A 4815-nucleotide genomic window follows, 5' to 3' on the forward strand; every position below is an offset into this window, starting at 1 on the left:
CCCGCTTAAATTTCTTTGACTTTGAGGTTACATTCGGTAGAATCGATACCCTTAATTTATCCGAAGAGAGAATACTATGAAGTCATTCATGGCCAGAAACGACGATTTTGAAAAGAAGTGGTACCTGATCGACGCTCGGGGAAAACCCGTCGGAAGGCTTGCAACCAAGGTAGTCTCGATTCTTAGGGGCAAGGGCAAACCGCAGTTTGCTCCTCATTCGGATATCGGAGATTTCGTCGTTATAGTCAACGCCGACAAAGCCACGTTCTCTGGCAGGAAGTGGGACCAGAAAACCTACTACAGCCATTCCCACTATCCCGGGGGACTTAAATCCGTTACTGCGCAAGAACTGGCTGAGAAAAAGCCGGGAGAGATAATCCGCAAGGCCGTCTGGGGAATGCTTCCCAAAAACAGGTGGCAGAAGAAACTCATACAGCGGATGAAAATCTATGTCGGAGACAAGCATCCGCACATGGCCCAAAATCCCGAGGTTCTGGAGGTCTGATTCATTATGCCTGAAACCGTTATTTACAATGGCACGGGGAGAAGAAAAACGTCAATCGCAAGAGTTTGGCTCAGGAGAGGCAGCGGTTCCATTACCGTGAACAAAAAATCCGTGGAAGAGTACTTTCCCAGAGAAGTATGGCAGATAAAGGCCCGCGAACCACTTAGCGTCACCGATACTTCCATGGAATATGACGTGATGGTCAGGGTGAAGGGAGGAGGACTTACCGGCCAGGCGGGAGCCATGAGCCACGGACTTGCCCGAGCCCTTCTCAAGGCCAACGAGTCGCTTCGCAAGAAACTCAAGGTTTCCGGACTGCTGAAACGCGATCCCAGGATGGTTGAGAGCAAAAAGTATGGGAAGCGCAAGGCGAGAAGGGGACAGCAGTTCTCCAAAAGGTAATTCATACTTGACCGATCCAAACCAGAAGTTCCAGAGAAAATTCGACATCCGCCCGGCCAAGGGAAAGCTCGGGGTACTGATCCCCGGGATGAGCGGGGCGGTAAGCACAACTTTCATAGCGGGCGTAAAGGCGGTGGTAAAGGGAGTGGGAAGGCCCATCGGCTCCCTGACGCAGATGGGGAAAATCAGGCTCGGCAAAAGAACCGAGAAGAACTTTCCTCTCATAAAAGATTTGGTTCCGCTGGCCGAAATCCAGGACATGGTGTTTGCCGGATGGGACATACACGATGAAGACTGCCACGCCTCGGCGCTTCGGGCCGGAGTGCTCGGTCCCGAACTTCTCGGGAAGATAAGACGGGATCTTGAAAAAGAGTCTCCTATGCGGGCTGTTTTCGATAACAGGTATGTCCGTAATCTCAAGGGTTCCTATGTAAAGAAGGGCAAGACGAAGATGCATCTTGCCGAGGCCCTGATCAGGGACATAAAGAGATTCCAGAGGGAAAACGATATCGAAAGGCTGGTAATGCTCTGGTGCGGGAGTACCGAGGTATATCTTGAGCCGTCGGAAGTTCATGAAACCATAGAGAGTTTCGAGAAAGGGCTAAGGGAAAATCACGACGATATTCCCCCGAGCATGATCTACGCCTACGCGGCCATAAAATGCGGTGCCTCCTACGGAAACGGGGCCCCGAATCTGTCTGTGGACATCCCCGCGCTTCAGCAGCTCGCGATTGAAAACGAGGTTCCAATAGCCGGCAAAGACTTCAAAACCGGCCAGACACTCATGAAGACTATCCTGGCTCCGGGTCTTAAAAGCAGGATGCTCGGGCTCAACGGGTGGTTTTCAACCAATATACTGGGTAACCGGGACGGAGAGGTGCTTGATGATCCCGGTTCTTTCAAAACCAAGGAAGAAAGCAAGCTGGGTGCACTTGAGTACATATTTCAGCCCGATATAAATCCTGAGCTTTACTCGGATTACTACCACAAGGTAAGAATAAACTACTACCCGCCGCGCGGAGACGAAAAAGAGGCGTGGGACAATATAGACGTTTTCGGATGGCTTGATTATCCCATGCAGATAAAGGTCAATTTTCTCTGCCGCGACAGCATACTTGCCGCACCGGTAGTTCTTGATCTCGTGCTGTTCCTAGATCTTGCGCATCGCGCCGGTATCTACGGGGTCCAGGAGTGGCTTTCCTTTTATTTCAAAAGCCCCATGGTCGATAAGAGGCTCTACCCCGAGCACGATCTTTTCGTTCAGTTCACCAAGCTGCAGAACACGCTTCGCTACCTGCGGGGCGAGGAACTGATAAGCCATCTGGGGATTGATTACTACGGTTTCGGCTAATAAACGGGCCGCGGTTCTGCTCTACTGCTTGAGGAAGCTTTCCAGGTCTTTTCTCACGCCGGAACTTGCAAGTTTCCCGAGGGCGGCCTTTTCTATCTGCCTTATCCTTTCCCTGGTCAGATTGAACCTCTTGCCGATCTCATCAAGAGTGTAGGTGCTCTGGCGTCCTATGCCGAAGCGAAGCCTGATGATCTCCTCTTCTCTTTGATTCAGAAGGGTAAGAGCTTCCTTCAGCTTTTCTGCGAGAGACATCTTCGCTATTATCGTGTCGGGGATTTTAGCTTCCTTATCCGCGACCGAATCAAGAAGCGTGGTCTTCTCCCCGTCGAGAACCGGCGTGTCGAGGCTTATAGCGTCGTTTGTGGAATTGAGAATCCTGTTTATAACCTCTGCTGAGATTCCCGAGGCCTCGGCTATTTCCTTGGGCGTCGGCTTTCTTCCCATTTCCTTGCTAAGCTTCGCACTCGTCTTGTAAACCCTGTTTGCCTGCTCCAGCAGGTAAACAGGGACCTTTATGGTCCTGGTCTGTCCCTGAAGGGCCCTGAGTATGGCCTGATGTATCCACCATGAGGCGTAGGTGGAGAACTTGTAGCCCTTTGTGTAATCAAATCTTTCAACCGCGCGCATTAGACCGAGGTTTCCTTCCTGGATGAGATCCGGAAGCGGCAGCCCCCTGCTCATGTATCTTCTCGAAATCGTTATTACGAGTCTCAGGTTGGCTTTTACGAACTTCTGCTTGAGTTTGAGCGCCCAGTCGACATAAATTTTCTCCATAGCGCGCAGGACTGCTATTCTGTGTGCTATCGCACGCGCCCTGGCCGAGTTTTTTCTTGTGCGGATTTTCTCGTATTTTTCAATGCTCTTAGGAACCTTGGCCATCCTGATTTCGCACATCTTGATTCTCGCGGATATCTCGACTTCCTGCTTCGCGGCGAAAAGAGGCTCAACTGCCATGTCCTTAAAGTAGACGTAAAGAAGCCGGAGCTGTTCATCGGGGATCCACTTGTCCTTCTCTTTGTCCTTCCCCCTGGGTTTCAGTTCCTCTTCGTCCGGGCTGTCAAAACTCTCTTCGGTTTCGTTTTCCTCGATGTCGTCGTCAACATCATAGGATTCAAACCCGGCGTCGTGTTCCGCATTACCCTGAAAATCTTTATATTTAATGTCCATCTTACTTTTTCACCAATTCCCTGATTGAAAAACGGAGGCAACAAAAAAGGTTCTCAAAGCCCAAGCGGGCAATGAAAATTAGCACCTTCCGTCCCTATTAGGGGATTATAAGATTTTTCGTGCTAAAATGTAAGCGTTTTTTTTCCAAGTACGGTTTCGCGGGAATTACTTCGCCCCGGCGAAGTTTTCCGAAACCTGTTCCCAGTTCACCACATTCCACCACGCCTTCACGTAGTCGGGCCTTCTGTTCTGGTAGTTCAGATAATATGCATGCTCCCAGACGTCGAGACCCAGAATGGGTTTCAGTCCCTCGGAAACCGGGTTATCCTGGTTTGGGGTGGATGTTACCACGAGCCCTCCGCCCTCGTCCACGCAAAGCCACGCCCAGCCGCTTCCGAATCTGGTGGCGGCTGCCTTGGAGAATGTCTCGGCGAAAGCGTCGAAGCTTCCGAACGCGGAATCTATGGCATCGGCAAGCTCACCCGAAGGCGTTCCTCCGGAACCGGGAGCCATGCACGGCCAGAAAAGGCTGTGATTCGCATGCCCTCCGCCGTTGTTTCTTACCGCGGTTCTTATGTCTTCGGGAACGGAGTCAAGATCGCCGAGCAGTTCCTCAAGCGATTTGTCCGCCAACTCCGGATGTTTCTCCAGCGCTGCGTTTAAGTTGTTTACGTACCCTTGATGATGCTTTGAATGATGTATTCTCATCGTTTCCGCGTCTATATGCGGCTCCAAAGCGTCATGATCATAAGGAAGATCAGGTAATTCGTGCGCCATTTTCCTCTCCTTTTAATCTCTCGAAATAAAAAGCCAAGTTTGGGATTATATATACAACTGCGGACAGTTGCAAGTAGATTATACCAGAATGTCAGGGTACTGGAAGTAAATTGAATTGACCGCCGTTTTGCAATGAATATAGATACGGTTCCATTCAGCCTGACTCAGACTCTCTCAGCAATCCTGCACTTGTCTCTATGTACGTAAAAATGGTGGCAACATGTCTTCGACCGTAAGCCAAGAAGCGGTCGAAAAGATGGAGCAGATAAAATGGACCGCCGGAATTAACCGTCTTTCTTACGGAATCAGATAGACTCTAGCCGGAAAATTCGCTTTACTTCTTTGACCGGTCTCTCCACCAAAACGCAATACAGATTGAGAACACTACCAAAAACAGGTTGAAAACAGCGCTCCAAGGCTTGCTGTCCGCCCCCGCAATGGCGCATCCGTCATCATCTTCGGCCGGAGGGTAAATGCCGGAACCAAAAATCCAAACACCAAATCTCGGATCAATTCGCGCTCCCTCAACATAGCTGACCTTGGGCGAAGTGCCGGGAGACATCCCAGGTTCATTAACTTCGTCTCCTTCTACCAGCGGATCATCCCATTTATA

Annotated in this window: 6 protein-coding genes; 3 read left to right on the forward strand and 3 right to left on the reverse strand. The window is 50.4% G+C overall.

The window, feature by feature from the left end; all coding sequences use genetic code 11:
* The first annotated feature begins 76 nt into the window (after positions 1–76).
* The 3 genes from rplM to OXG10_07740 are packed head-to-tail and all read left to right on the forward strand — an operon-like array spanning position 77 to position 2258.
* Positions 77–505 (forward strand): 50S ribosomal protein L13, encoded by a 429-nt coding sequence (gene rplM, locus OXG10_07730; protein ID MCY3827244.1) that lies wholly within the window; start codon positions 77–79, stop codon positions 503–505.
* A gap of 6 nt (positions 506–511) precedes the next feature.
* The gene (rpsI, locus tag OXG10_07735) at positions 512–907 is read left to right on the forward strand and encodes a 30S ribosomal protein S9 (GenBank protein MCY3827245.1); all 396 of its coding nucleotides are present in this window, start codon (positions 512–514) and stop codon (positions 905–907) included.
* Positions 908–914: 7 nt separating this feature from the next.
* On the forward strand, positions 915–2258 hold the full coding sequence (locus OXG10_07740) for an inositol-3-phosphate synthase (protein ID MCY3827246.1): 1344 nt from the start codon (positions 915–917) through the stop codon (positions 2256–2258).
* Positions 2259–2279: 21 nt separating this feature from the next.
* Here the strand turns inward: OXG10_07740 and OXG10_07745 are convergent, their stop codons facing one another.
* The 3 genes from OXG10_07745 to OXG10_07755 form a co-directional block, all read right to left on the reverse strand.
* Positions 2280–3425, reverse strand: coding sequence for a sigma-70 family RNA polymerase sigma factor (locus OXG10_07745; GenBank protein ID MCY3827247.1), 1146 nt, complete (start codon positions 3423–3425; stop codon positions 2280–2282).
* A 165-nt stretch (positions 3426–3590) separates the two neighbouring features.
* A complete protein-coding gene (locus tag OXG10_07750) occupies positions 3591–4202 on the reverse strand; it encodes a superoxide dismutase (GenBank protein ID MCY3827248.1) in 612 nt (203 codons plus the stop codon).
* A gap of 334 nt (positions 4203–4536) precedes the next feature.
* The coding region (locus tag OXG10_07755; GenBank protein ID MCY3827249.1) for a hypothetical protein at positions 4537–4815 on the reverse strand (279 nt) is incomplete at its 5' end.

This window comes from Candidatus Dadabacteria bacterium (assembly GCA_026706695.1).
GTDB lineage: Bacteria > Desulfobacterota_D > UBA1144 > Nemesobacterales > Nemesobacteraceae > Nemesobacter.

Bases quoted from the DNA above. Each gene is read 5' to 3' on its own strand.
- rplM (MCY3827244.1), top strand. From the start codon at position 77: ATGAAGTCATTCATGGCCAGAAACGACGATTTTGAAAAGAAGTGGTAC.
- rpsI (MCY3827245.1), top strand. From the start codon at position 512: ATGCCTGAAACCGTTATTTACAATGGCACGGGGAGAAGAAAAACGTCA.
- OXG10_07745 (MCY3827247.1), bottom strand. From the start codon at position 3,425: ATGGACATTAAATATAAAGATTTTCAGGGTAATGCGGAACACGACGCC.
- OXG10_07750 (MCY3827248.1), bottom strand. From the start codon at position 4,202: ATGGCGCACGAATTACCTGATCTTCCTTATGATCATGACGCTTTGGAG.